At 73.2% G+C, this 25,631-nt stretch carries 16 protein-coding genes; 9 read left to right on the forward strand and 7 right to left on the reverse strand.

Annotated features, from left to right (window positions below; all coding sequences use genetic code 11):
• Window positions 1–6 precede the first annotated feature (6 nt).
• The 4 genes from ACSMXO_RS25995 to ACSMXO_RS26010 are packed head-to-tail and all read left to right on the forward strand — an operon-like array spanning window position 7 to window position 6,611.
• On the forward strand, window positions 7–825 hold the full coding sequence (locus ACSMXO_RS25995; RefSeq protein WP_455414159.1) for a hypothetical protein: 819 nt from the start codon (window positions 7–9) through the stop codon (window positions 823–825).
• Complete coding sequence (locus ACSMXO_RS26000) at window positions 822–4,058, forward strand: non-ribosomal peptide synthetase (protein WP_455414160.1); 3,237 nt, start codon at window positions 822–824, stop codon at window positions 4,056–4,058. Before ACSMXO_RS25995 ends, ACSMXO_RS26000 begins: the two co-directional genes overlap by 4 nt.
• The gene (locus tag ACSMXO_RS26005; RefSeq protein ID WP_455414161.1) at window positions 4,055–6,106 is read left to right on the forward strand and encodes an AMP-binding protein; all 2,052 of its coding nucleotides are present in this window, start codon (window positions 4,055–4,057) and stop codon (window positions 6,104–6,106) included. The genes ACSMXO_RS26000 and ACSMXO_RS26005 overlap by 4 nt, the downstream gene beginning before the upstream one ends.
• Window positions 6,087–6,611, forward strand: coding sequence for a phosphopantetheine-binding protein (locus ACSMXO_RS26010; protein WP_455414162.1), 525 nt, complete (start codon window positions 6,087–6,089; stop codon window positions 6,609–6,611). Before ACSMXO_RS26005 ends, ACSMXO_RS26010 begins: the two co-directional genes overlap by 20 nt.
• Before the next feature lie 69 nt (window positions 6,612–6,680).
• On the opposite strand, the gene ACSMXO_RS26015 is transcribed toward ACSMXO_RS26010, so the two are convergent.
• The 3 genes from ACSMXO_RS26015 to ACSMXO_RS26025 are packed head-to-tail and all read right to left on the reverse strand — an operon-like array spanning window position 6,681 to window position 16,028.
• Complete coding sequence (locus tag ACSMXO_RS26015; RefSeq protein ID WP_455414163.1) at window positions 6,681–10,103, reverse strand: amino acid adenylation domain-containing protein; 3,423 nt, start codon at window positions 10,101–10,103, stop codon at window positions 6,681–6,683.
• Window positions 10,100–10,336, reverse strand: coding sequence for an acyl carrier protein (locus tag ACSMXO_RS26020; RefSeq protein ID WP_455414164.1), 237 nt, complete (start codon window positions 10,334–10,336; stop codon window positions 10,100–10,102). The genes ACSMXO_RS26015 and ACSMXO_RS26020 overlap by 4 nt, the downstream gene beginning before the upstream one ends.
• Window positions 10,329–16,028 (reverse strand): amino acid adenylation domain-containing protein, encoded by a 5,700-nt coding sequence (locus ACSMXO_RS26025; RefSeq protein ID WP_455419312.1) that lies wholly within the window; start codon window positions 16,026–16,028, stop codon window positions 10,329–10,331. The genes ACSMXO_RS26020 and ACSMXO_RS26025 overlap by 8 nt, the downstream gene beginning before the upstream one ends.
• 396 nt (window positions 16,029–16,424) lie before the next feature.
• Here ACSMXO_RS26025 and ACSMXO_RS26030 point away from each other — a divergent pair, with 396 nt between their 5' ends.
• The 3 genes from ACSMXO_RS26030 (at window position 16,425) to ACSMXO_RS26040 (ending at window position 20,354) form a co-directional block, all read left to right on the forward strand.
• Window positions 16,425–17,846, forward strand: a complete 1,422-nt coding sequence (locus ACSMXO_RS26030; protein WP_455414165.1) for an AMP-binding protein — start codon at window positions 16,425–16,427, stop codon at window positions 17,844–17,846.
• A 265-nt stretch (window positions 17,847–18,111) separates the two neighbouring features.
• A complete protein-coding gene (locus ACSMXO_RS26035; protein ID WP_455414166.1) occupies window positions 18,112–19,287 on the forward strand; it encodes a 3-dehydroquinate synthase family protein in 1,176 nt (391 codons plus the stop codon).
• Window positions 19,284–20,354: a glycosyltransferase family 2 protein gene (locus ACSMXO_RS26040; protein ID WP_455414167.1), complete on the forward strand. Its 1,071-nt coding sequence runs from the start codon at window positions 19,284–19,286 to the stop codon at window positions 20,352–20,354. The genes ACSMXO_RS26035 and ACSMXO_RS26040 overlap by 4 nt, the downstream gene beginning before the upstream one ends.
• A 152-nt stretch (window positions 20,355–20,506) precedes the next feature.
• On the opposite strand, the gene ACSMXO_RS26045 is transcribed toward ACSMXO_RS26040, so the two are convergent.
• Both ACSMXO_RS26045 and ACSMXO_RS26050 read right to left on the reverse strand, forming a co-directional pair.
• Entirely contained in the window at window positions 20,507–21,727 is a 1,221-nt protein-coding gene (locus ACSMXO_RS26045; RefSeq protein WP_455414168.1) for an RNA polymerase sigma factor, read from the reverse strand.
• The gene (locus ACSMXO_RS26050; RefSeq protein ID WP_455414169.1) at window positions 21,724–22,056 is read right to left on the reverse strand and encodes a YciI family protein; all 333 of its coding nucleotides are present in this window, start codon (window positions 22,054–22,056) and stop codon (window positions 21,724–21,726) included. The genes ACSMXO_RS26045 and ACSMXO_RS26050 overlap by 4 nt, the downstream gene beginning before the upstream one ends.
• Window positions 22,057–22,309: 253 nt before the next feature.
• Here ACSMXO_RS26050 and ACSMXO_RS26055 point away from each other — a divergent pair, with 253 nt between their 5' ends.
• Entirely contained in the window at window positions 22,310–22,750 is a 441-nt protein-coding gene (locus ACSMXO_RS26055) for a hypothetical protein (protein WP_455414170.1), read from the forward strand.
• A gap of 7 nt (window positions 22,751–22,757) precedes the next feature.
• On the opposite strand, the gene ACSMXO_RS26060 is transcribed toward ACSMXO_RS26055, so the two are convergent.
• The gene (locus ACSMXO_RS26060) at window positions 22,758–23,237 is read right to left on the reverse strand and encodes a MarR family winged helix-turn-helix transcriptional regulator (protein WP_455414171.1); all 480 of its coding nucleotides are present in this window, start codon (window positions 23,235–23,237) and stop codon (window positions 22,758–22,760) included.
• 112 nt (window positions 23,238–23,349) lie between these two features.
• Here ACSMXO_RS26060 and ACSMXO_RS26065 point away from each other — a divergent pair, with 112 nt between their 5' ends.
• The gene (locus ACSMXO_RS26065; RefSeq protein ID WP_455414172.1) at window positions 23,350–24,456 is read left to right on the forward strand and encodes an epoxide hydrolase family protein; all 1,107 of its coding nucleotides are present in this window, start codon (window positions 23,350–23,352) and stop codon (window positions 24,454–24,456) included.
• Between the two features lie 134 nt (window positions 24,457–24,590).
• Here the strand turns inward: ACSMXO_RS26065 and ACSMXO_RS26070 are convergent, their stop codons facing one another.
• Window positions 24,591–25,598 carry a hydroxyacid dehydrogenase gene (locus ACSMXO_RS26070; protein WP_455414173.1) on the reverse strand — a complete coding sequence of 336 codons (1,008 nt, stop codon included), beginning with the start codon at window positions 25,596–25,598 and terminating at the stop codon, window positions 24,591–24,593.
• Window positions 25,599–25,631: the final 33 nt, after the last annotated feature.

Raw genomic sequence — 25,631 nt, forward strand, 5'->3', positions numbered from 1 at the left:
GAAGGTATGTCATCCGAAGGCTGGCGATTGCTGCGCCCCGGAGCCGGGCCCGGTCTGCTCGCCGTCGACTTCACCCCGGCACAGGCCCGGGCCGGAGCCGGGTTCACCGACCTGGCCCGGCTGCTGCCCGAGCCGTACCCGGTGTGGGGCACCGAGGAGGCCGGCTGGCGACACGTCGTCGCGGCGTCGGTCGACTCCCCAGCCGGTGGGCTGGACGTCTGGTTGGACCGGGACCTGCCGGTCACGGGCGGGACGGCGGGCATCCTCGGATACTGCGCCGGCGGGACGCTCGCCTGCGCCCTGGCGCGACGGCTGGCGGACCGCTACGGGGTCGCCCCGCCGGTCGTCCTCTTCGACCCGGTCGAGGTGACGGCGGAGACGCTGTACGACCAGTTCGGGACCGCGCTGGACGGTCTCGCCGCCGCGCTGCCCGCCGCCGAGGTACGGGCCGCCCGGGAGGCCGCCCGGGCGGAGGTACGCACCCGGCCCGAGCTGAGCCGGCTGGCCGGGCGACTCTCCGAGCGGTACGCGGCACTGGCCCAGCCGGCCTGCGCCGGGCAGGGCGTTCCACCGTCCATCGCGGACCAGCTCTGCGCCCGGATCGACACCTACCTGCGGTACCTGCTGCTGTCGGCGGCAGCGCCACCCGACAGCCCGGGTCCGGCGCTGATCGTCCTCTCCGCCGGTCACGAACCACCACCGATCCCCGGCGCCGACCGGCAGGTCCGGCTGGACGTCCCGCAGTCGGACCTGCTCGCCGACGTACGCGCCGCCGACCTCGCCGGGCGGGCGCTCGTCGGCGAGCCGCTGGCCGGCCGGTCATGACCCAGTCGACCCGGCAACGGCCGGGCGACCACGACCAGACCGACTCCGAAGCGCTGAGCCGCAAGGAGGAGGCGCTCTGGCTCTTCCAACGGTTGGCGCCCGCCGTCGCGGTGGACAACCTGCCGTTCGCGATCAGCACGTCGGAGCCGATCGATCCGGCGGTGCTGACCGCCGCGGTGCACGAGCTGACCCGACGCCACCCGGTGCTGCGTACCGTCTTCCCGGCCCGGGACGGTGTCCCGTACCGGCGGGTGCGCGACCCCGACCTGCCGCCGCCACCGGTGCGGAGTCTCCGCACCACCCGGGCCGGTCTCGCCGACACGCTCGCGGAGCTGGCCGGGCAGCCGTTCGCGCTGGCCACCGAGCCGCCGCTGCGGGTGGCCCGGGTCGAGTTCTCCGACGGTCCGGGCAGCGTGCTGTGCCTGGTCGTCCACCACATCGCCTTCGACGGCCGGTCCGCCGGCATCGTCCTGCCGGAACTCGCCACGATCTACCTGGAGCTGGCCGGCACCGGTCCGGCACCGGACCAACCGGCGGGGAACGCCGGCCAGCCGGCCGACGAGGTCGTCCCGCCGGCCAACACCGGCCACCGGGAGCCCCCGCCCCGGGCGACCAGCCTGCGGTACTGGACCGAGCGGCTGGCCGGAATCGACCCGAAGACCTTCCCGCTGGGTCGGGCCCGGATCGAACCGCCGGAGCCCCGCTTCACCGGTGCCCGACTCGAACGGGTGCTCTCCGCCGAGGGCCGCGCGGCGTTGGACTCGCTGCGCCGTCGGCTCCGGGTCACCGACAACATGGTGCTGCTCGCCACGTACCTGTTGCTGTTGGCCCGGCACGGCGCCGGCCCGGACCTGGTGGTCGCGGTGCCGGTCGACACCCGGGGCGGCGCGGCGGCCGGCCGGGTCGGGTACCACGTCAACACGCTGCCGCTCCGGGTCACGGTGCGGCCGCGGGACAGCTTCCGACACCTCGTCGCGGAGGTCCGCGCGCATCTGGTGGCGGGCCTGGAGCACGCCGACGTGTCGTTCGAGAACCTGCTCGGCGGGCTGGGCCTGGACGCCATGAACTGGCGCGCGCCGCTGTTCCGGCACATGTTCAACTTCCTGCCCGCCTCGACCGTGGTGCCCCCGGGCCCGTTGCCGGACTCCGCCTGGGTCACCGTCGACTCCCGGATGAGCCGGTACGACCTGCAGTTCGTGGTACTCCGCTGGCCGGAACGGATCGCCCTGGAGGCGGTCTACAGCACGGAGATCCACGACGAATCCTATGTACTGGCGCTGGTCAGCCGGTACGAGTTGCTGCTCCGGGCCGCTGCCGCCGACCCGGACCGACCGCTGGCCGACCTGGAGATGTGGCATCCCGACGAGCGGACGGCCCTGGAGCGGGTGAACCGATCCCCGGCCCCGGTGAGCCGGTTGGTGCCGCACCTGGTCGCCGAGCGGATCCGGCGGAGTCGACGGGAGTGCGCCCTGGTCGAGCCCGAGGGGCAGGCCCGCGACCGTGGTTGGCTGGCCGACCGGGCCGCCGTCATCCGGGCACATCTCGCGGCGGCCGGCGTCGGCCCCGGCGCCGTCGTCGGGCTCGCCCTGCCCCGCGGCGGCGACCTGGCCGCAGCCGTCCTCGCCACCTGGTCGCTACGTGCCGGCTACCTGCCGGTGGACCCGGCCCAGCCAGTCGCCCGGCTGCGGGTACGGCTCGACGCGGCGGACGTCCGGGCGGTGCTCACCGGCGCCGGTCCCCCGCCGGCGTGGGCGGCGGACCGACACGTGCTCCGGCTCGACCACCTCGACCCGGTCGCCCGGTCGGACGCCCCGGCGGTGCCGACCGGGCTCGGCGTCGTCCGGGACGACGACCTGGCGTACGTCATCTTCACCTCCGGCTCGACCGGAACGCCCAAGGGTGTGGAGATCACCCACGGCAACCTGGCCAACCTCGTCGGATTCTTCGCCGACCGTCTCGCCGTGTCCGACCGGGACCGGACGCTCTGGTTGACCTCGTTCGGCTTCGACATCTCCGCCCTCGAACTCCTCCTCGCGCTCGGCCATGGCGGCGCCGCGGTGGTGGCGCCGGACTCGGCCCAGGTCCGCCCGGATCTGCTGCTCGACCTGGTCACCCGGCACGACGTCGGAGTGGTGCAGAGCACGCCGACGATCTGGCGCCTGGTGGCGGGACGGCTGACCGACGAGTTGGCCGGGCGCCGGGTGCTGTGCGGCGGCGAGCCGCTGACCGCCGCGCTGGCCCACCGGCTGCTCCGCTCGGGCTGCCGGCTGTTCAACGTGTACGGCCCGACCGAGACGACGATCTGGTCGACGGTGGCCGAGATCCACCCCGGGGTACCAGACCCGGTCGGCATCGGCGGTCCGATCTGGCACACCACCCTGCACGTGCTCGACGACGACGGCCGGGAACTCCCACCCGGGGTGGTCGGTGAACTGTGGATCGGCGGTGCCGGGGTGGCCCGGGGTTATCTGGGCCAGCCGGCGCTGACCGCCGAAGGGTTCACCGACGGAGCCGGGCCAGCCCGCCGCTACCGGACCGGCGACCTCGGCACCTGGCGGCCAGACGGCACGATCGAGCTGCTCGGGCGGGCCGATCGGCAGGTCAAGCTGCGCGGCCGGCGGATCGAACTGGGTGAGATCGAGTCGACGCTGGAGCGGCACCGGTCGGTCGCGGCGGCGGCCGTGGTGGTGCACGGCGACCCGCAGGGCGACGGCCGGCTGGTCGGCTACGTCCAGCCGGTCGATCCGTCCACCGACGACGGGTTCCTGACCGAGCTGGCCCGGCACGCCGGGGCGGTGCTGCCGCACTACCTGGTCCCCGCTGACCTGGTCCGCCTCGACGTGTTACCCCGGAACCCGAGTGGCAAGGTCGACCATTCCGCCCTGCCGGAGGTCGCGCCGCCGGACACCCGAACCGGGCCGTCCGGCTCGGCACCGACGGCGCTCGACCCGCTGCTGCGGTCGCTGGTCGAGCTCTGGGTGGACCTGCTCGGCCGCCCGGACGTCGACGAGCGGAGCAACTTCTTCGCCAGCGGCGGCCAGTCCCTGCTCGCGGCGGTCCTGGCCACCCGGATCGCCGACCGGACGGGCCGCGAGGTGACCCTCCAGGACGTCTTCAACGCGCCGACGCCGTACGAGCTGGCCGAGATCGTCCGGGGCGGCTCCCGGCATCTTCCGGACGGCTCCCGGGGCGGGCCGGGTGAGCCAGATGAGCGGGGTGAGCTGGCCGAATGACCAGACTGGAGGGGGCCGAGATGTCGGCGCAGACCCGCACCGAGGGCACCCGGTACGGTGACTCGGGCGGTCCCCGGGTCGTACCCGATCTGCTCCGCCGCAGCGCGCGGCTGGTACCCGGACGGCCGGCGATCGTGGTCGACGGTCGACCGGTGCTGACCTTCGCCGAGATCGAGGCACGGTCGAACGCGCTCGCCCGAGGGCTGCGGGACCGTGGCGTCGTCCGGGGCGACAAGCTGGCCCTGGCGTTCGCCGGTCCGGCCTGGCCGGAGTTCGTCGTGGCGTACTTCGGCGCGCTGAAGGTCGGGGCCGCCGCGCTGCTGCTCGGCGAGCGCTTCACCGGCGAGGACATCCGGTGGCTGGTCGCCCGGCACCGGGTGGCCGGGATCGTCACCGCGCCCGGCACCGTCAGCGCGCCCGGGCCGGTCGGGTCCGGCCACCGCCCGTCCGGCGCGGACGATCGCCTCGTCGGGGCTGCGCCGGCGGAGCCGGGCCAGGGCGCGCCGGGGACCGGCGGAACCGGCCCGGAAAGGTCCGGGACGGCGGTCGCCGGAGTCGGTTGCTGGACCGCCGACACCGCCGAACTGACCGCCGGACAGGACGACTCGGCGGTACCGATCGAGGCCACCCCGCTGGACATCGCCGATGTGGTCTTCACCTCCGGCACCACCGCGCTGCCCCGGGGTGTCGTCGCGACCCACGCGAACGTGGTCCGGGCCCAGCCCACCTGGCCCACCGGTGTCCGGGCCAACCAGCCTGGCCTGCACGCCCTGCCGCTGGGGTCGGTCGCCGGACAGATCCACCTGGTCAACAGCGTCGGCGGCCAGCAGACATTGGTGATCATGCCCGAATTCACCGTCCCCGACTTCCGGCGGCTGACCGAGCAGTGGCAGGTCAGCTCGGTCTTTCTGGTGCCGGCGATGGGGCACTGGCTGGTCCGGGCCGGGACGGACCAGGCACCGAAGCTCTCCTCCGTACGCGGCGTGCACTTCTCCGGCGCGGCCCTGCCGGTCGGCATCATGCCGGACCTGCCGGCGGTGTTCCCGAATGCCACCTTCTACAACTTCTACAGCTCGACCGAGGCGTTTCCGGCCCGGGTGGCGACCCAGTTCGACCCCGACCGGCCGGATTCCGTGGGCCGGCCCGTCGGCGCGAACCAGGTACGCATCACCGCCGAGGACGGCAGCCTGCTGGGCGCCGGTGCGGTGGGCGTGGTCTGGCTGCGGTCCGCGGTCGCCCCGTCCCGCGGGTTCCTGGACGCCGACAGCTCCGACAGCTCCGACGGCTCCGGCCCGCCCGAGGGCGGTACGGCCGGGACCGGCGGCTCCGGCACCGCGGCGGCCGGTGCGGCCGGGTTCCAGGACGGCTGGACCCGGACCGGGGATCTCGGCTACCTGGACGCCGAGGGTTACCTGTTCCTCGCCGGCCGGACCGACGACGTGGTGAACGTGGGCGGGTTCAACGTGTCCACGTACCGGGTCGAGGAGGTGCTCGGCCGGCACGAGGCGGTGGCCGAGGCGGCCGTCTTCCCCGTCGACCATCCGGTGCTCGGCGAGGTGATCGCCGCGTTCGTGGTACTGCGGGCCGAGGCCAGCACGCGGGAGATCCGTCAGCACGCGGCCCGGCAGTTGAGCCGCCGGGAGTTGCCGGCGATCATCCGGCTCGTCGAGGAGATTCCCCGGAACGCGGCCGGCAAGGTGCCGAAACGACACCTGCCGGAGCTGCTCGACGGCACCGGCCCGGCCTCGTTCACCGCACCCCGTACCGGGGTCGAGGAGCGGGTGGCGCAGACCTGGGCGGAGTTGCTCGACGTCGGTTCGGTGGGCGTACACGACAACTTCTTCGAGATCGGCGGCGACTCGCTGCTGGCGGTCGAGGTCGCCGCGCAGCTACGGGTACGGCTCGGGGTCGAACTGGACGCCGTCACGATCTTCGAACTGGCCACCGTCGCGGAACTCGCCCGGTACGTGACCGAGGAGCAGGCGCGGGCGGCCGAGGACCAGGAAGGCAACCCGGGAGAGGAATCCGATGAGCACTTCGTCCACTGATTCCGAGGTCATCGAATCGCTGCTCGGCCAGCACCCGGACGTCGCCGAGTTCGCGGTCGTCCGGGCCAGGGCGCGGCGGATCGTCGCGGTCACCCCACGGCTGTACTGCACCGCGGTGGACATCCGCGACGACATCTGGGAATCGGTGCCGGCCGAGCAGCTCCCGGACCTCGTCGTGGTGCTGCCGAAACTGCCCCGGGACGCCGAGAGTCGGGTACTGCCCGACCAGATCGCGCACGAGGCGGTCGACGAACCCGGTGCGTGTGGCTTCCACCCGCCCCGGACCCCGACCGAGGTGGAGCTCGCCGGCATCTGGCGGGAGATCCTCGGCCGCCGCCGGGTCGCCGCGGACGACAACTTCCTCGACCTGGGCGGCGACTCGATGACCGCCACGCTGCTGCTGGACTCGACCAACGAGCGGTTCGGCGTCGCGCTCTCCTTCGACGAACTGCTGTCGATGCCGTCGCTGCGGGCGGTCGCCGAGGCGATCGACCAGCGCCGGTAGGGACCGTCCCGCACCGATCCCACCGGGGGCGAGCACGCCCGGCCTGGGATCGTACCCCGGGCGGGCCGGTCAGCCGTCCGGTAACCGCGTCGCCACGTCGTCGATGGCCAGCAGGTTCGCCACCTCGTCCTCGTCGAGCTGCTCGATCTCGGCGAGCAGCAGGTCCTCGACCGCCTCCGCCAGCTCGGCGACGGTGCTGCGCCGGAAGATCGTGTGCAGCGGTACGGCGACCCCGACGACGCCCCGCAGCCGCGCCGCCATCCGGGTGGCCAGCAGCGAATGGCCGCCCAGCTCGAAGAAGTCGTCGTGGATGCCGACCCGCTCGACGCCGAGCACCTCGACCCAGACCTGCCCGACGAGACGCTCGGCGTCGGTCCGGGGCGCCACCGGCGTACCGCCCGGGGCCGGGGCGACCGAGGTCGGGGCGGGCAGGGCCTTCCGGTCGACCTTGCCGTTCGCGGTCAGCGGCAGGGCGGCCAGCACCCCGTACGCGTCCGGGTGCAGGTGCGGTGGGAGTAGTTCGGACAGGTGTGCCCGGAGCTGGGCCGGCGAGGGCGCGGCGGTGCCCGGCTCGGGAACCAGGTGGGCGACGAGTCGGGCGTCACCGTCGGCCGTGACGACCGCGTGCCGGACGTCCGGGTGGGCGACGATCGCCGCCTCCACCTCGCCCGGCTCCACCCGGTGGCCCCGCACCTTGAGCTGGTCGTCGAGGCGGCCGAGGAACTCCAGCGCACCGTCGAGCCGCCACCGCACCCGGTCACCGGTGCGGTACCGTCGCTCGCCGTCGTACTCGACGAACCGTTGCGCGGTCAGCTCCGGCCGCCCGAGGTAGCCCCGGGCCAGCCCGGCACCGCCGAGCAGCAACTCCCCGGGCACGCCGACCGGCACCGGTCCACCGCCGGGCCGGTGCACGTGCGCGGTGGTGCCGGCGAGCGGGCGTCCGATCGGCGGTCGCCCGGTGGCGTCGGCCGGAGTCAACCGGGCCGCCGTCGCGATGATCGTCGCCTCGGTCGGCCCGTACGTGTTGAACACCTCGACCCGGTCGCCGAACGCCTCGAACCAGCGGCCGACCGCGTCGGGCCGGACCTGCTCGCCGCCGAGGATCAGCAGCCGCAACCGAGCCGGCCAGGCGATCCCGGCCAGATCCGCGACCAGTTCGTGCCAGTACGCCGTCGGCAGGTCGAGTACGGTCAGCTCCTGCCCGGCCGGGGTGGCCAGGAAGTCGGGCAGTTCGGCCCGGGCCGGCGGCACGACCAGCGTGGCACCGCCGACCAGGGTGGGGTACACCTCCTCGCCGAAGGTGTCGAAGCTGGCCGAGGAGAACTGCAACACCCGGTCCCCCGGGCCGATCCGGTACGCCTCGACCATCCACCGCAGCCGGGCGGCGAGCGCCGACCGAGGCACACCCACCGCCTTCGGCTGCCCGGTCGACCCGGACGTGTAGATGGCGTACGCCAACGGGTCCGACCCGGAGTCAGGCCGGGCACGGGCGGGCAGTTCACCATCGGGCCACTCGACATCGGCCGGTTCTGTATCCGACAGCTCGGCATCGGCCGGCTCGGCCGACGGCTCGTCGTCCCAGCGCATCCGGTCCAGGTCGACGACCTCGCACCCGGTCGGATCCAGCCGGTCCCGCAGGCCGCTCGTGGTGACCAGGAGCCCGGCCCCGGCGTCGGCGAGCAGGTACCCCAGCCGGCGGCGCGGATGTCCCGGATCCAGCGGAAGGTACGCCGCCCCGGCGGTGAGCACGGCGAGCAGTGCGACGACGAGATCCGGGCCCGGTTCCAGGCAGACCGCGACGAGGCGGTCCCGCCGGGCGCCGTGCCGACGCAGCAACCGGGCCAGCCGCACGGCGCGGCGATGCAGCTCGGCGTAGCTCAGCGCGCCGTCGACGCCGCTGACCGCGATGGTGTTCGGGTACGCCGTGGCGGCGGTGGCGAGCAGCTCCACCAGGTCGGCCGGGGGCGGCGGTGCGACGCGGGCGTGCTCGGCGGGCGCCGGTCCGGCGGGGTCCGTCGACGGGTCGGACTCGTCACCGGCCAGCCGCTCGTACAGTGCGGACAGCGGCTCGTCCGGGGCCTGCGCCGCGTGCCGCAGCAGCCCTTCGAAGCGGCGCAGCAGCAGCGTGACGGTGGCCGGCTCGAACAGCTCAGGGCGGTAGTTGGCCTGGAGCCGCCAGCCGTCGTCCCCGGTGTGCACCTCGACCAGCAGGTCGAACTTGGCCTGCTGATGTCCCGGATCGAACGCTCCGGCGACCAGGCCGGACAGCCGCAGCTCACCGGCCTGGGTGCCGTGCACCAGGAACATGGTGTCGAAGAGCGGATTGCGGTCCGGATCCCGGCGGAGCGCCAGGTGTGAGATCAGCTCCTCGAACGGCGTGTCGAGGTGGCCGTACGCGCCGACGGCCGTCGCCCTGACCCGGGCCAGCAGTTCCCGGAACGACGGGTCGCCGGAGAGGTCGCCGCGCAGCACCACGGTGGTCAGGAAGAACCCGATCAGCGGTTCCAGCTCGGCCCGGTCCCGGCTGCTGACCGGTGAGCCGACCCGGATCTGCGACTGGCCGGTGTAGAGCCCGAGCAGCGCGAGGTACCCGGCGAGCATCGTCATGAACGGCGTCGTCCGGCCGACCCGGCACAATCCGCGCACGTCCTCGGCCACGCCCGGCGGCAGCCGGTGCCCGACGAAGGCTCCGGCCGTCGTCATGGTCGGCGGGCGGGGCGCGTCGGTGACCAGATCCAGCGGTTCGGCACCGGCCAACTCGGCGCTCCAGTACCGCCAGCTCGCCTCCCGGCCGGCGGCGAGGCGCTGCTGCTCGGCGCGGGCATGGTCGAGGTACTGCATCGGCAGCGGGGGCAGCTCGGCGGGCACCCCGGCCAGCCGGGCGGCGTAGCCGGCCGACAGCTCCCGAAACAGCACGCCCAGCGACCAGTCGTCGGCGAGCAGGTGGTGCAGCACGACGCAGAGGACGTGGTCGTCCGGCCCGAGTCGCAGCACGCTGGCCCGTACCGGTGGGCTCACGGTGATCTCGAACGGCGTGTTGACCCGGTCGGCCACCACCGCCGAGGCGTACGCCAGCCGCGCCGGCTCGTCGAGGTCGGCATCGTCGACGGCAGCCGGCACGGTCTCGGCAACACCGTCCAGTTCGGCCAGCTCGACCAGCTCGGCGGCACCGTCAAGCTCGTCCAACTCGACCAGCTCGACCGGCAACCGCCAGCCGTCGAGCACCTCCTGCACCGGCTCCCCGTCGGCGTCCACCGGAAACCGGGTACGCAGGATGCCGTGCCGGCGTACGACGTCGTGCAGGGCGCCGGTCAGCGCGGCCACGTCCAGCGGCCCGCGCAGCCGGGTCACCTGCGGCATGTGGTACTCGCTGGACCCCGGGTTGAGCTGGGTCAGGAACCACAGGCGCCGCTGCCCCAGGGTGAGCGGCCCCCGGGTGGCTCCCGGGGCCGGATCGTCGTCGGCCCGCTGGCCGGTCGTCGCGCCGGTCATCGCGGACGCGCGGCGGCCACGACCGCCACCAGATCGGCGACGGTCGCCGCGTCGAAGTACGCCGACAGCGGCAGCTCGGCGTCGAGACGCTCCCGGACCCGGGCCGCGGTCTTCACGATCGCCAGCGAGGTGAACCCGAGGTCGAACAGGTCGTCCTCGGGTCGTACCGGGTCGACGTCGAGCACCTCCCGGACGATCTCCAGCACCTCGGTCTCAGTCTCGCTGTCAGTCACCGGTACCCCCGTTCGTGGTCTGCGCGGCGGCCAGCGCCCGCTGCCGCTCCTCCCGGGCCCGCACCCCGAACAGGTCGTCCGGGGGCGCCTGCGGTACCGCCGTGTCGAACCGGGCCAGGATGCCCACCCGCAGGCAGGTCAGCGCGAGCGCCGCCATGGCGAGCCCGCAGAGCAGGTACATCAGGCCGATGCCCCGGCCGGGTCCGACCCCGATCAGTTGGCCCACCGTGCCGGCGAGCGCCCCGCCCTCGGCCAGCAGCGGGTCGAACAGGCGCGGGCCGAACGGGACGATCACCGCGAAGCCGAACGGCAGGGTCGACCAGGCCACGATCGTGTTCAGCGCGAAGACCCGGCCGTGGAACCGCTGCGGCACGGTCACCTGGACGATGGTCGCGTAGATCGCGTTGACCAGGGTCAGCGTGAACATCATCCCGAACACACCGGCCGCGACCGGTGCGGTGGCCGGCCGCACGCCGACGACCAGGGCACAGAGCGCCAGCACGGCCGTACCGAGCAGCATGCCGCGCATCCGGCGCCGGGCCGGTCCACCCCAGACGGTCATGGTCAGCCCGCCGAGCACCACCCCGAGGGCGCCGCCGAACGCCACCTGACCGACCTGTGGCAGCTCGGCGAAGGAGAGCACGAGCGGCGAGACGAGCAGGATCAGCGGACCGAGGAAGATGTTGAGCGCGGCGAAGAAGAGCAGCATCGCGCGGATCCCACGGTGGTTGAGGGTGTACGCAAGGCCGCCCTTGATCTCGGCCAGCAACGACTCGCGCCGCTGGTAGGCCATGGTGGCCGGGAACCGGAGCACCAGCAGCAGACCGATCACCACCGTGTAGCTGAGCACGTCGATCGCGAGGATCCCGCCGAGCCCGATGCTCGCCATCAGCCCCACCGCGACCAGCGGTACGACGAACTGGGCGATCCCGGCCGCCGTCTGGGCGAACCCGTTGGCGTGCCCGAGGTAGCGCTTGGGCACCAACTGCGGCACCGCCGAGGTGAAGGCGAGCCGCTGGAAGGTCAGCGCGCAGGAGAGCGCGGCGAGCAGCGGATAGATGTGCCAGACGTGCAGGTTGTCGGTCCAGAGCAGGAGCCCGAAGAGCAGTTGTACGCTGCCGGCCGCGATGTCGCCGCCGAGCATCACCCGGCGCCGGTCGTACCGGTCGACGACGGCCCCGGCCAGTGGCGCGATCAGCATGCCGGGGACCAACCCCACCACGAAGAAGATGGCGAACCTGGCCAGCGAGCCGGTCTCCGTGTAGATCCAGATCGGCACCGCGAACTCGGTCAGCGCCGAGCCGGTCATCGAGGCCAGTTGCCCGACGACGACCGCGAGGAACCGGCCCATGCTGGGCGCTGGCGCGGCTCGTACCGCAGCGGCCTGCCCGACCCCGGCGGCGCGCCGGTCGCCCGTCCTCGGAGTGGCGGCGCGGGAGGGTGCCGCCGGTTCCTCCTCGCCGTCGCGCTCCGGGTAGCGGTCCAGCCACCAGCCGGGGGCCGGACCACGGGCCGGAGCGGTCAGCGACCGGGCCCCGGCCGGGCCGGCGGCCAGCGCGGTGTGCGTACCGGTGACGATCTCCGCCAGCTCGTCCGCCCGGTACTTCAGGAAGTAGTGCCCGGCCTCGTCGATCACCACCAGCGCGGTCTCGGCGCCGAGGAAGTCCCACTCCCGGTAACGCTCCTGGGCGTAGTCGGTACTCGGGTCGCGGTCGCCGACCACCGAGATGACCGGCGCGCGGAGCCGGGGCACGCCGCTGTCGAGCAGGCCGGTGAAGTACTCCTCGGCCGCCCGGAAGTCGTGCCGCATGTTCTGCACGATCCGCCTGGCCTGCTCCGGGCCCAACTCGTCGACGTCCACGCCCATCGACTTCAACCAGTTCACCTGGTGCCGGTAGCTGGCCAGCCGGTCCTGCCGGAGCAGCGGGCCGAGCCGGCCGAGCACCTTGCCGGTCGGCTTCGCGAACGGGAACACCGCACCGATGTAGACGGCCTCCAGGTCCCGCCCGGCCGCGTCCAGCCGGCGGGCGATCTCCACGATCAGCGCACTGCCGAGTCCGCAGTGACCGTAGAGCACCAGTGGGCCCGGTATCCGCTCCTGGATCTCGGCGACGCACCGGCCGGCGACCTCGGCCAGCGGCAGTGAATCCTCGGTCAGCCCGAGGTCGTGGCCGGGCACCGAGACCGAGTAGAGCGAGTGGCCGGCCGGCAACGCGTCGGCCAGCGGCTGGTACACCACCGCGCTGCCGCCGCCGTACGGGACGCAGACCAGGGTGCGGACCCGCTGGCCGGCCGGGACGGTGGGGGTCAGCTCGTGCAGCAGTCGACGGGGCCCGCGCCGGTCCGCCGGGGTGTCCAGCAGTTCCGCCAGTCCGGCGACGGTGGGGTGGGTGAACAGGTCCATCACGCTGACCGGTGCGCCACCGGCCGGCACCACCGTACGCAGCCGGGTGACCACCTGGACGCCGAGCAACGAGTGCCCGCCCAGGTCGAAGAAGTCGTCCAGTACGCCGACCCTGGGCAGCCCGAGCACGGTACGCCAGACCGCCGCGACCGCCTCCTCGGTGGGTGTGCGGGGCGCGACGAAGTCGGTGTCCACGGCGCGGTCCTGTTGCGGGGCCGGCAACGCGGCCCGGTCCAGCTTGCCGTTCGGGCTCACCGGCAGCGCGTCGAGGATGACGAACGCCGACGGGACCATGTAGTCGGGCAGCGACTCCTTGAGCGCCGTACGCAACCGCGCCGGTTGCGGCCCGGCACCGTCGCCCGGTCCGGCGCCGGCACCGTCGCCCGGCCGCGCGCCGGGCGCCGGGGCGGGCACCAGGTAGGCGACCAGCCGCTGGTCGCCCGGCACGTCCTCGCGGGCGACGACCGCCACCTCCGCCACCCCCGGCTGGTCGCGCAGCGCCACCTCGATCTCGCCCAGCTCGATCCGCAGGCCGCGCAGTTTCACCTGGTTGTCGATCCGGCCGAGGAACTCGATCGCACCGTCGGCGCGCCGCCGCACCAGGTCACCGGTGGCGTACATCCGGTCTCCCGGCGGCCCGTACGGGTTCGGCCGGAACCGCTCGGCGGTCAGGCCCGGCCGCCCGAGGTAGCCACGGGCCAGTCCGACCCCGGCGATGTACAGCTCACCGGGCGCGCCGACGGGGACCAGGTTGAGGTGCCGGTCCAGCACGTGTAGCCGGATGTTCTGGATCGGGTGGCCGATCGGCACCGGGGATCGGCCGTCGAGGGTCTCGGGGCGGCAGCGCCAGGAGCTGACGTCGATCGCCGCCTCGGTCGGCCCGTACAGGTTGTGCAGTTCCGCTCCGGGCAGCGCCCGGACCGCGTCGGCGGCCAGCCCCGGGCCGAGTGCCTCGCCGCTACAGATCACCCGGCGCAGCGACCGGCAGGTGCTGACGTCCTCGGCCAGGAACACCGACAGCATCGACGGGACGAAGTGGGTGGTGGTCACCGACTCGGCGACGATCAGGTCACGCAGGTACGCCGCGTCCTTCTGCCCGCCCGGCCGGGCCAGCACCAGCCGCGCCCCGGTGGCCAGCGGCCAGAAGAACTCCCAGACCGAGACGTCGAAGCCGGCCGGCGTCTTCTGCAACACCACGTCGTCGGCGCCGAGCCGGTACTCCCGCTGCATCCAGTCCAGCCGGTTGACCACCGCCCGGTGGGTGACGAGCACGCCCTTGGGCCGGCCGGTCGACCCGGAGGTGTAGATGACGTACGCCAGGTCGTCCGGTCCGGCCAGCGGCGGCGGGTCGTGCCGGGGCTGGTCCGCCCAGGTCGCCGGGTCGTCCAGCAGCAGCGTGCGGACCGCCGGGTCGGCCGAGGGCTTCAGTCTCCGCTGCCGCAGCAGCACCCGGGCGGCGCTGTCGGCGAGCATGAACGACAGTCGCTTGGCGGGATAGTCCGGGTCCAGCGGCAGATAGGCGGCGCCGGCCTTGAGGATGCCGAGCAGCGCTACCACCAGCTCGACGGAGCGCTCGGCGCAGACCGCCACCACGTCGTCCCGGCCCACCCCGGCGGCCCGGAGCCGGTGCGCCACCCGGTTGGCCCGGGCGTTCAGCTCCGCGTAGTCGCACCGCTCGCCCTCGAAGCGCACCGCCACGGCGTCCGGAGTGGCCCGGACCTGTGCCTCGACCAGCTCCACCAGGGTGGCCGGTCCGGTGACCGGCACGGCGGTGTCGTTCCAGCGCCGCAGCGCGTCCCGCTCGCCCGGGGTCAGCGGGTCCAGTGCGGACAGCCGGCGGTCCGGTGCCTGGACCACGTCCCGCAGCAGCCGCTGCCATCCGGCGACCAGCCGGGCACAGGTCTGCGGGTCGAACAGGTCCCGGTGGTAGACGAAGGTGCAGTGCAGCCCACCCCCGGCGTCCGGCGCGACGTACAGCTCCAGGTCGAAGCGGGTGGCCGGGTGGGCGAAGCCGAAGGCCTCGATCCGGGGCCCGGCGAGCTGGTCCGCGGCCGGCCGCACCGCCTCGGTGCGGACGCCCCGGCCGCCGTAACTCTGTAGCGCGAAGAGCACTTGGAACAGCGGCGGCCGGCGTACGTCCCGGACCAGCTTGAGCCGGCTGACCAGCCGCTCGAACGGCAGCTCCTGATGGGCGTACGCGTCCAGCGCCGCGTCCCTGGTCCGGCCGAGCAGCTCGGCGAAGGTGGGATCGCCGGCCAGTTCGGCGCGCATGGTCAGCATGTTCAGGAACAGCCCGACCATCGGGTCGAGCTCGGGCAGTGGGCGCCCGGCCACCGGTGAGCCCACCGCGAAGTCCCGCTGCCCGGAATACCGGGCGAGCAGCACCTGGAACGCGGCCAGCAGCGTCATGTAGAGCGTGGCGTTGTGCCGGCGCCCCAGCGCCACCAGCCGCTCGGCCAGCTCGGGCTCGACCGGGCAGGTCCGGGTCGCGCCGACGTACGTCTGGCGGTCCGGGCGGGGCCGGTCGGTCGGCAGTTCCAGTGGCGGCAGTCCGGCCAGCCGGGGCAGCCAGTAGTCCAGGTCGGCGGAGTAGCCCCCCGAGTCGGCCCTGCCGCGCTGCCACGCCGCGTAGTCCGCGTACCGGACCGGCAGGTCGGGCAGGACCGGCGCGAGCCCGCGCGCCTCGGCGGTCAACTGCTCGCGGATCTCCCCGACCAGTACCTCGGCCGACCAACCGTCGCAGACGATGTGGTGGATGGCGAGCAGCAGGACGTGGTCCTCGGCACCGAGCCGGAACAGCGTGGCCCGCAGCAGTGGCGGTGCCGCCAGGTCGAACGGCCGGGCCAGCTCGGCGGCGATCAGCTCCCGGGCCGCCTCCTCCACCGGGGACGATCCGGACCCGTCGGCGTCGGCGACCTCGGCGGAGCCGCCCGCCGCCCCCGGCTCGACGGGTCCGCCCCGGTCCACGGGTACCTCGGCCAGCGGCACCGGCGCGGGGGCGACGACGTACGTGCCGGCGGTACCGTCCGGGCCGGCGGCGAAGCCGGTACGCAGGCTGTCGTGTCGGGCCACGCAGTGGTCGAGTGCCCGGCGTACGGCCGCCGGGTCCACCGGGCCGCGCAGCCGCAGCACGACCGGGACCACGTACGCGGCGGTGCCGGGGGCGAACTGCTCCATGAACCACAGCCGCTCCTGGGCCCAGGAGAGTTCCGGGTCGGCCGTCTCGGGCCGGCGCGGCACGGTGACCGCCGGACCCGTGCTGGCGGCGCCGAGCCGGCGGGCCAGCATCGCCCGCTTGGCCTCCGACAGCCGGGCGACCCGCTCGACCCGGCTCTCCGGTGTGGTGCGGTCGCGGTCCAAAGTGGACAAGGCGACTCCCCGTTCGGCTGCTGACCGGCCAGGCCGGCGGTCATCATCGGAGCCATGTACCGAAGATGTTCCGGAAGCCGGTGCGGATGATCAGCGTCGATCACAACATAGCAGCCGGCTTCGATATCGAACATGGGCAACCGCCGGCGGATGGCCCGCCACCGCAGCTCCGCCCCGATCCAACCGGGCCCGCACGCCACAACCGACGGTCGGCCCCGCCGGTCGGAAGCGGCCGGTCCCGCGGGCGGACGGTCCTCGATCGAGGGGCGGGCGGGGGCCTGGCCACATCCGAAAGTACCGGGTACTTTTCGGTCGATGATCCCGCTGCCGGCACCGGGCGCGCGGCTGATCGACGCGGCCACCGGTGAGACGCTGACCGGAGCCCGACTCGACGCCGCGCTCGACGCCGTGGTGCGGGCCCTCGACCCGATTCCACCGGGCGCCGTGGTCTGTGTGCTGCCGAACGAACTCCGCCCGGTGCTGCGCTATCTGGGCGTGTTGCGGGCCCACCGGCCGGCCGTCGTCTGGGGGGCGGGCATCGGCGCCGGCTCGGTACGGGACCTGGTCGACCGGTTCGCCCCCGCCGCCGTACTGGGGTTGGACGCGCTGGCGGCACCCGGCGTACCCGGAGCGGCCGCCGGGCCGCCACCGGGCTACCGGATGGTGGAGCCGGCCGGTCTCGGGCCGAGCTGGGTCCGGCGGGGCGGACCGGAGGTCCCGCCGCACCACCAGCTCGGCCTGCTGCTCGGTACCTCGGGATCGACCGGCCGGCCTCGGCTGGTCCGGCTGTCGACGGCCGGGGTACTGGCCAACACCCGGTCGATCGGCACCGCCCTCGGGATCGGCCCGGACGACGTCGCCGTCACCACCCTGCCGTTGTTCTACTCCTACGGGCTCAGCGTGCTGCACAGCCACCTGCTCGCCGGCGCGACGGTGGTGCTGGACCGGCGGGGCGTACTCGACCAGGGGTTCTGGCAGGACGTCGACCGGTACGGCGTCACCTCGCTGGCCGGCGTGCCGCACACCTACGAACTGCTGGTCCGTAAGCCGTGGAGCCCGGAACGCCACCCCACCGTCCGGGTGCTCAGCGCCGCCGGCGGTCGGCTCTGCACCGAACTGGTCACCCGGTTCTCCACCGCGATGGCGGCACACGGCGGCCGGCTGTACGTGATGTACGGCCAGACCGAGGCCGGGCCGCGGATCTGCGTACTGCCACCGGAGCAGTTGCCGGCCAAGATCGGTTCGGTCGGCCCGCCGCTGCCGGGGACCCGGCTGTCGATCGAGCCGGATCCCGCCGGGCTGGGCGATCCGGGCAGCGGCGAGGTGCTGGTGCACGGGCCGGGCGTGATGCTGGGGTACGCCGAAACCGCCGAGGATCTCGGCCGGGGCGACGACCTGGGCGGCACACTGCGCACCGGCGACACCGGTCGGCTCGACGACGACGGCTACCTGTGGCTCTCCGGTCGGCTGGGTCGGATCGGCAAGGCGTTCGGGGTCCGGGTGAACCTCGACGCCGTCGAGCACCTGGTCGCGGAGATCGTCCCCGCCGCCGCCGTACCGGCCGGGGACCGGATCCAGATCTTCTGCGAGGAGGCCGACCGGGAGCGGCTGGCGGCGGTGGTCAGCACGGTGACCGGGCGGCTCGGGCTGCACCGGCTGGGCGTGGTGGCCACGGCGATCGACCGGCTGCCACGACGCCCGAACGGAAAGATCGACTACCGGTCGCTGGTCGAATGACCACCGATCCTGAAAGCCCCGCCGGTCGTTGCGAATACTTTCCGGAAGGGTTGCTGATCGATCTTTGCTGATCTAATCTGACGCCGACGGTCCTGAGGCCACCCCGTCCGGCTGGTTGTGGTGGCATTTCACCCGGGGAGGGCCCGACCTTGACCTTGCCCAACCAGATCGCGACAGATACCCTCCGGCCGATACGAAAGCGGCTACCGGCCGGCCATCTTTCCGGAAATTCTCGGTCACTGAGTGTCCAAAAGACCGGTGCCTGATGGAGCTGACCGAGCGCGATCTGGTCTTCGGCGACATCCAGGTCCCCTACCGGTACGGCGCCGACTGCCTACCGGACCTGGTCGACACGGTGGCAGCCCGGCTCGCCGACGCCGACGCGGTGCTGGTGGTCGCCGACCGGCAGGTGAAGGACCACGCGGGCCGGCTGACCGCCCCGCTCGCCCGGCATCTGCGGGTGGAGACGTTCACCCTGGACGCGGTCGAGGCACACAAGACGCTCTTCTCGGTGCAGGCCATCCTGGAGTACGCCACCGAACGGAAACTCACCCGGCGCTCGGCGATCCTGGCGATGGGCGGCGGGACCGTCGGCAACGTCGCCGGACTCGCCGCCGCGCTGCTCTACCGGGGCACCCGGCTGGTGCACGCCCCGACCACCCCGGTCGCGGCGTTCGACGCGGTGATCTCGCTCAAGCAGGGGGTCAACCTGCCGGCCGGCAAGAACCTCTGCGGTGCCTACTTCCCGCCCTCGCTGATCGCCTGCGACCTGCGCTGGCTGAGCACCGTGCCGCAGGGCAACCTGCACACCGGCCTCGCCGAGATGGCGAAGAACATCCTGGTCGCGGTGCCCAATCAGCGGGCGCGGTTCGTCCGGGCCATGGCCGACCTGCGGCACCGGCCCATGGCCGCGCTGCGCGACCTGCTGGAGATCGGGATCGAGGCCAAGCAGCCGTACCTGACCGGCGATCCGCACGAGCGGGGCCCGGCCGTGGTCTTCGAGTACGGCCACACCGTCGGGCACGCCGTCGAGTTCGCCTCGGCCGGCGCGATCGGGCACGGCGAGGCGGTCGCCTGGGGGATGCTGGTCGCGGCCGAACTGGGCCGCCGGATCCACGGGCTGGACCGGGACACCGTGCAGGAGCACCACCGGCTGACGGCACTGCTCGGGCTGCCGGAGGCCGGCGACCGGTTCCGCCGGCTCGACCGGGCGGCCGTGCTGCGCGCGCTGACCGCCGACAACAAACGCGGGTACGCCGACTGCGCACCGGACGAGGTGCTGATGATACTGCTCGACGGCCCGGGCCGACCGGTCCGGGGCGAGGACGGGCGTCCCCTGGTGCCCGTACCCGTGGCAGAGGTGATGGACGCCCTGGACACGGTGATCCGGAGCATGGGGGCCGGGGCGGCCTCCGGCCAGCGAAGTGGGGTGCCGAGGTGACGGAACGCGGTCTATCGGTCGTCGTACCGGTCAAGGGGCGGGTCCTCCAGACCCGGGCACTGCTGGCCAGCCTGCGCGACGCCGTCGCGTACTGCCCGGAGCCGGTGCAGGTCCTGCTGGTGGACGACTCGACCCCCGCCGACGCCCGACTGCACCGGGCACACTGCACGGAACACGGTGCGACGTACGTCCTCGGGCCCCGGTACGTCGGCGCGAAGCGCAACCTGGGGGTACGGCTGGCAAGGTACGACCTGGTGCTCTTCATCGACTCGGACTGCCTGGCCACCCCGGATCTGTTGCAGCGGCACCTGAAGACCCTGCGGACCGCCCCGCCGGAAGTCGGCGCGGTCGCCGGACCGACCTACCTGCAGGGAGCGGACACCACCGTCTTCCGGGTGATGCGCCGCTCCCGGCTGCTCAACGCCGCGTTCGAGTGGCCCGGACAGTGCCGTCGGGTCGCCTGGGCCACGACCTGCAACCTGGCGGTGCGCAAGAGCGCGTTCCAGTCCGTCGGCGGCTTCGCCGAACGCCCGTTGACCGTCGTCGGCGGCGAGGACGTCGACCTGGGAATCCGACTCACCGAAGCGGGCTGGACGATCGCCTGCGACCCGGCGGCGGTGGTCGTACACGACAAGGGCAGCACCGACTCACTCGGCGCGGTGAGCCGGCGACTGGTCACCTACGGGCGGTCCGGGCAGTGGTTGCTCGACGTCCACCCGAAGCGGGGCCGGCCCAAGCTGAACCGGACCGGGGTGCTGGTGCTTGCCGCGATGGCGGCGCTGCCCGGACTGCGGCACTCCCGGGGGCGTACCGCGCTGCTGGTGCCGCTGGTCGCCGCCGCGCTGCTCGCCCGGGACACCCGGGAGCGGCTCGGCCCGACGGACGAGTCGCTGACCTCGGTCGCCGAGGCCGCCGCCTGCGCCCTGCTCGACTGGTCCTTCGACCTCGGCGAGTTCGTCGGCGCGCTGCAACTGGGGCGGCCGGACCGGATCTTCACCGGGTTCGGCTGGACCGATGACGAGGCGTTCGAGTGGGACAGGACGCCGGACCGGCCGTACGGCGGATGACGCCGGTCGGGCCGGCTCGGCCGGACCGGGGCGGCCCAGGCGACGGCGACCAGTTCAGCGCAGCGACGGGCGGTCCCAACCGGGGCAGGGTCGGCACCGGCGGCCGGGATACCGGGGTATGCGGTCGAGGCGGTGACCGGGGTGGGTGCGGCTCAGGGGCCGGCCAACTGGTCACGGCGACGGATGAGGTACGCCGTCTCGGCGGTGTTGCCGGCCAGCGCGATGGCCCGGTCGTACGCCGCCCGAGACTCGTCGCCGCATCCCAGCCGGCGCAGCAGGTTGGCGCGGGTGGCGTGGAAGGCGTGGTAGCCCTCCAACGGCAGACCGTCAACCTCCGCCAGCGCGACCTCCGGGCCGTCGAGCTGGGCGACCGCGATCGCCCGGTTGAGCCGTACGATCGGCGAGGGTTCGAGGCGGACCAGCTGGTCGTAGAGCGCGACGACCTGCGACCAGTCGGTGTCCCGGACGTCGCGGGCGTCGGTGTGGACGGCGTTGATCGCGGCGAGGATCTGGTAGCGCCCCGGCGCCTCGCCGGAGGCTAGGCGCGCGCGGACCAGGGCGTGGCCCTCGGCGATCAGCTCGCGGTCCCAGGCGCCGCGGTCCTGCTCGTCGAGGGTGACGAGCTCACCGCTCGCCGACACCCGCGCGGCCCGGCGGGCCTCGGTCAGGAGCATCAGCGCCAGGAGTCCGGCGACCTCGCCGTCCGCCGGCATCAGCTCACGGACCAGCCGGGTCAGCCGGATCGCCTCGGCGGTCAGGTCGCCACGGACCGCCTCCTTCTCGGGGTCCGAGGCCAGGTAGCCCTCGTTGAAGATCAGATAGAGGACGGCGAGCACTCCGGTGCCCCGGGCCGGCAGGTCCGCATGTGACGGCACGCGATAAGGGATCTTGGCCGCCTTGATCTTCGCCTTCGCGCGGGTGATCCGCTGGCCCATGGCGGTCTCCTGGACCAGGAAGGCGCGGGCGATCTCGGGCACGGTGAGCCCGCCGACCATCCGCAGGGTCAGCGCAACCCGCGCCTCCATGGCGAGCGTGGGGTGGCAACAGGTGAAGACGAGGCGGAGCCGGTCGTCGTCGATGGCGCCGATCGGCTCGGGGGTGCCGGAGAGCATCAGCGCTTCCCTGTGCTTTTCCTCGCGCCTGGCCTCACGTCGGATCCGGTCGATGGCCTTGCGGTGGGCGGTGGTGGTGAGCCACGCGCCGGGATTCGGCGGGACGCCGTCGGCCGGCCAGCGCTCGACGGCGGTCGCGAACGCCTCGGCGGCCATCTCCTCGGCGATGTCGAGGTCCCCGAACCGCCTGGCCAGGGTCGCGACTACCCGGGCCCACTCCTCGCGGTGGGTCCGGGCGATCACCTCGTCGACGTCGGTCATGCACCCAGGAACGGCCGGAGCTCGACCCTCCGGTTGCAGTGCTTCGACCCCAGGGCGGCGAGCCGGAGCGCCACGTCGAGGTCGGGGGCCTCGATGATCCAGAAGCCGCCGATGTACTCCTTCGACTCCAGGTAGGGCCCGTCCGTGAACACCGCCTCCCCGTCCCGGCCGTCGACGACGGTGGCCGTACTGGGCGACGCGAGGCCGCCGGCGAAGACCCAGTAGCCCTCGGCCTGGATCTGCTCGTTGAAGGCGTTGATCGCGACCATCTCCTCCGCGCTGGCGGAGTTGGTCGTGTCGTCGAGCACGGACATCAGGTACTGCGCCATCGGAATCATCTCCTGTCGTCGGGTGGCCGCCCCTCGGGCATGATCCGCGGCCTCGATGCTATCGGTGCCAAGCGGCCAGGATCCGTCGCCGGTAGTCCTGGGCGAGGTCGTCGTCGCCGGTGGCCGCCGCTCAAGCCGCCCTCGTGCCGGCCGGCGCCGTCACCGCGGCAGACCCGGCCTACCGGGCCCCGCGCCTTGTGAGAGCGGTAGGGGTGCGGCAGGGTGGTTCCATCGTGACTCCCCGGGAGGGCTCGTGACGGTGGAGATCCCCGAGCCGGTGCCGGTGGCGGACCTGATCGCCCGGCGGCGCCGCGGTCGCTACTACGCCACCGACGGCTACCTCAGCGCCGAGGAGGTCGCGCTCGCCTGGCCGGTCGTCTGGCGCTACGACGCCGTGATCCGGGCCAACGGGGTTGGCACCACCCAGGCGCAGGCGACCGGCACGTACGGCACGACGACCTGGACCGAGTACCGCGCCGAGGACGTGCAGCGGGTCGCCGACGCGATTGCCGAGGGTACGGCGGTGCTCGAACCGGACTGGCGCCGCGACACCGAACAGGGCCGGGAGTCACAGCGCCGGATGTGGCAGGAGGAGCGCGGGCGGCGTGCGCGGAGGAGAGCGATCCAGGGCGCGGCGATCCTGCTGGTGGTACTGGCGTGTCTCGGCTTGGTGGTGCTCAGCGCGACCCGCTGATTGGCCGTCAGCGCCGCGACTCGTCGGCGATGCCGGTTCGCCGGTCGTGGTGGCCCAACAGCCGGGACAGCAGCTCGGTCAACCGCGCTCGCTCCTCGGGTGACAGCGGGGCCAGCAGTTCGTCCTGGCATTCGGCGAGCCGCTTCTCCAGCCGCCGCAGCTGCCGCTTGCCCGTCGCGGTCAGCGAGATGATGTTGCGCCGCCGATCGGAGGGGTCCGGGGCGCGCTCGACCAGGTTGCGATCGGCGAGCTCGTTGATCGTCGCGACCATGTCGCTGAGGTGGATGCCGCTACGGCGGCCCAGCGCGGCCTGGCTGGCAGGGCCGAACTCCTCCAGCGTCGCCAGCAGGCGGTAGTGGTAACCGCGGGCGCCGACCGACGAGAACCCCTCGGCCACCAGGCGGTGCGCGTGGTTGCCCGTCTGGGTGAGCAGCCAGCTGGGCAGGCTCTCCCACCTGGCGGGCGCCTCCTCGGACGGGTTCTCCATGTGACGAGTCTAACGAACCGTTCGGAGAACTAATGACAGTGATATCGTTAGCGAGGCGAACGTTAGTGGCCCAAATGTTTAATAGGCGAACGAAACCCCTGGAGCTGAGCGCATGATCAAGCCGTTCCGCATCGACATCCCCCAGGCCGACCTCGACGACCTGACCGACCGGCTCTCCCGCACCCGTTGGCCCAACGAGGTCGCCGGCGCCGGGTGGGACTACGGCTTCCCGTTGGCGCGGCTCAAGGAACTGGTCGAATACTGGCGCACCGGGTACGACTGGCGCGAGCACGAGGCCAAGCTCAACGAGCTTCCGCACTTCAGCACAGAGATCGACGGCCAGAACATCCACTTCGTCCACGTCCGGTCCTCGAAACCGGACGCGCTCGCGCTGATCCTCACCCACGGCTGGCCCGGTTCGTTCCTGGAGTTCCTCGACGTGATCGAGCCGCTGTCGCGCGACTTCCACCTGGTGATTCCGTCCATCCCGGGTTACGGCTTCTCCGGCCCGACCCACGAGCGCGGCTGGGACGTCGTCCGGATCGCACGCGCCTGGGCCGAGCTCATGCACCGTCTCGGATACGAACGGTATGGCGCGCAGGGTGGCGACTTCGGTTCGGGCATCTCGACGGCGCTCGGCGCGGTAGCGCCCGAGCAGGTCGTCGGGGTGCACGTCAACTACCTGCCGACCCGGCCGGTACCGGACGTCGACGTCGAACTGTCCAAGACGGATGAGGCCCGGCTGGACAAGATCCGGCAACTGATAGCGAACCGCCCGCCGTACCAGGCGTTACAGGCCAGCACTCCACAGACCATCGGCTACGCGCTGACCGACTCGCCGGTCGGCCAGCTGGCCTGGATCGCCGAGCGCTTCGCACAGTGGACCGACCCCCGCTCGCAGATCAGTGACGAGCGGATGCTCACCAACATCTCGCTGTACTGGCTGACCGCCACCGCGGCCTCCTCGGCGCGGTTGCACCGGGACACCCCGCGGCGAATCGAGCCGTGCCCGGTACCGGTTGGCGTGGCGGTGTTCGCGCACGACATCACGCTCTCGGTGCGACCGCTGGCCGAGCGACTGTACGACATCAGGCACTGGTCGGAATTCGAGCGCGGCGGCCACTTCGCCGCGATGGAGGTACCGGAGCTGCTCGCCGAGGACATCCGGGAGTTCTTCCTGAACCACATCGAGCCCCACTACCGGGTCGCCACCGGCTAGCAGACACTCGACTCGACTCGACTCGACGATGCGTGCTCCCGGAGGCCGGGACGGGACCGCAGTGCACCGAGCTCGGGCATCGCACCTGGGACGAGCGAACGTCGTACGCGCGGGCGCCGACTGCGGGCCCCGGATCAGGCGATCCGATGCAGGTCGCCGCCTCGTACCCGCCCGTCCAGCGGCTGGCCGTTGACCAGGCGTGCCACCTCGGCCACCGCGTACTCGCCAAGGCGCCCGAGTTCGTGCCCCTGTGACCCGGCCAGGTGGGGGGTGACCAGGACGTTCGGCAGGCGCAGGAGCGGGTGGTCCGCCGGCAGCGGCTCCGGGTCGGTGACGTCGAGCACGGCGTCGATCCGGCCGCTGCCGCAGTGGTCGGTGAGCGCCGCCGTGTCCACGAGGGAGCCGCGGGCGGTGTTGACGACCGTCGCGCCGTCCGGGAGCAGGCCGAGTCGCCGGGCGTCGAGCAGGTGGCGGGTCTCCGGCAGCGCGGGCGCGTGGATGGTTACCACGTCGCTGCGGCGGCACAGCTCGTCGGTGTCGACGAGTTCGGCGCCGAGCTGCCGCGCCTCGGCCCTGCTCAGGTACGGGTCGGCGAGCAGCGGCGCGACGTCGAAGGCGCGGAGCCGCTCCAGGACCAGCCGGCCGATCCGGGACGCACCGATGACCCCGACCGTCCGCCCGTACAACCCGGTGCCGGCGCCGGAGCGCCAATCGCCGCCGGCACGGTCGTGGGCGTACCAGTGGGCCCGGACGAGGGCCCGCTTGGCGGCGAAGACGATGGCTGCCACGGTGTACTCGGCGACCGGTACGGCATTGGCCTGCGCGGCCGAGGAGACCGTGACGCCGCGCACGAAGACCGCCGGAGTGACGTGCGCCTTTACCGAGCCGGCGGCGTGTACGACGGCGCGCAGCCGGGGCGTGGCCACGAGCACCTGCTCGTCGATGGGCGGGCAGCCCCAACCGGTGACGAGGACCTCGACCTCGCCCAGCGCGGCCCGGGCCGCTGGCGTGTCGAACGACGTGAGAACCGGGTCCGGTGCCAGTCGGACCAGCGTCCGCAGCCGCTGCAGCAGAGCCGGGGGAAAGAGGGCGGGCAGCGCCCAGGTCTGCATGGCGAGGGCGGCGGCAGGGCGGTCCAGCACGGGTCGGTCTCCTGAACTGGCAGGTGTGTAAAC

The sequence above is a fragment of the Plantactinospora sp. DSM 117369 genome (assembly GCF_053764795.1).